This is a genomic window from Nocardia vaccinii NBRC 15922, assembly GCF_001613305.1.
In the GTDB taxonomy this organism is placed as follows: Bacteria; Actinomycetota; Actinomycetes; order Mycobacteriales; family Mycobacteriaceae; genus Nocardia; species Nocardia vaccinii.
Window position 1 is genome coordinate 1 of record NZ_BDCC01000129.1, and the last position, 1,352, is coordinate 1,352.

General features: G+C 66.3%; 2 protein-coding genes. Both read right to left on the reverse strand.

Going from position 1 to position 1,352, the window contains the following annotated elements; translation table 11 throughout:
• Positions 1 to 13: 13 nt before the first annotated feature.
• Positions 14 to 178, reverse strand: a complete 165-nt coding sequence (locus NV1_RS44890; protein WP_169813566.1) for a hypothetical protein — start codon at positions 176 to 178, stop codon at positions 14 to 16.
• A complete protein-coding gene (locus tag NV1_RS41615) occupies positions 175 to 1,308 on the reverse strand; it encodes an IS701 family transposase (RefSeq protein WP_067905244.1) in 1,134 nt (377 codons plus the stop codon). The genes NV1_RS44890 and NV1_RS41615 overlap by 4 nt, the downstream gene beginning before the upstream one ends.
• Between the last annotated feature and the right edge of the window lie 44 nt (positions 1,309 to 1,352).

A 1,352-nucleotide genomic window follows, 5' to 3' on the forward strand; every position in this document is an offset into this window, starting at 1 on the left:
ACTGCAACTGCACTCAGGTGAGTGGGTGGCCGCGGCGGCGGTAGTGCGATAAGCGGGCTTGGTGCTGGCGGCGTCGCCGCCAGCGCGACCAGCCCCAGATGTGCTGGGCGGGGTTGAGTCGGGTCAGCACGAACGCGATGAGCAGGCGGCGGATCTCGGGTAGTGTGAGTGCGATCATGCCTTCGTCGAGGCTGCTGGGTCCCCTTTTGCGGCAAGGGTTTTCGTTGCGGCGAGCCAGGCCAGGGCAAGCATCGACAGGGTGATGTGGGCGTACCAGGCGCGCCATTTGCGGACCTGGTAGTGGTCCAGGCCGGCTTCGCCCTTGGCCTGCTGGAATGCCTCTTCCACGTGCCAGCGCGACCCGGCGGTCCAGGCCAGGTCGACCAATCGTGCAGTCGCCGGGCCGTAGCAGATGTAGTAGGCGATCTCGGTAGGGTTGCTGATGCTGCGCCGGGCCAGCAGCCAGTGCCCGCGCCCGGAGGTCCAGGTGCCCTCGATCTGGCGGCGCGCCCAGTCATATTCGCGAGGCCCGTGCGCGCCGGCACCGACCGACAACCGCTGCCACGATCGGGAGGCAAACTCGGCGACGAGCTCGTCAGCGCGGGCGATACGATCGGCGCGGGTGGTCAACTGGTGGTCACAGCGGGTGGCCATCACATAGAACACGTCATGGTCCTCGAGCCAGGCCCGCAGGTAGCCGGCCTGGCCATAGGCTTCATCAGCGGTGAACCACATGAACGGCACCCCCGCGGCCAGCGCCCGCTCCAGCATCGCGATCATCTGCCGCGGCTTGGTCGCGAACTCGACCTCGTCGGGGATGCCGGCGTCGCGGCAGCGGTTCCGATCGCTGGTCCACGATTCCGGGACGTAGAGCTCCCTGTCGATCAGAGCGTGCCCATGCTTGGACGCATACGCCAGAAACACCCCGATCTGGCAATTCTCCGTACGACCGGCCGTGCCCGAGTATTGCCGTTGCACGCCAGCAGATTTCACGCCCTTCTTCAAGAACCCGGTCTCGTCACCGGCCAGGACCGCTTCGGGATCGCCGAGATGTTCGACCACGTAGTCACGCACATCGTCACGCACGGCCTCGACATCCCAGTCCGCGGCCCGCAGCAGCCGCTGCATCCCATCCGGACAGCCCTCACCAGCACGTTCCGCGAGTGTCCAGCCATTCTTACGTTCCAGCCCGGCCACGAGCCCGCACACATAATCCCGAGCCCGCCCGCGCGGCTCGGCACGAGTGAACCGCTCCCCGATCCTCACCATCAACGAATCCAGCTCCGCCACAGCCTGATCCAACACCACGCAACAGGTCTACCAGCACCGAACCACACGAGTGCAGTTGCAGT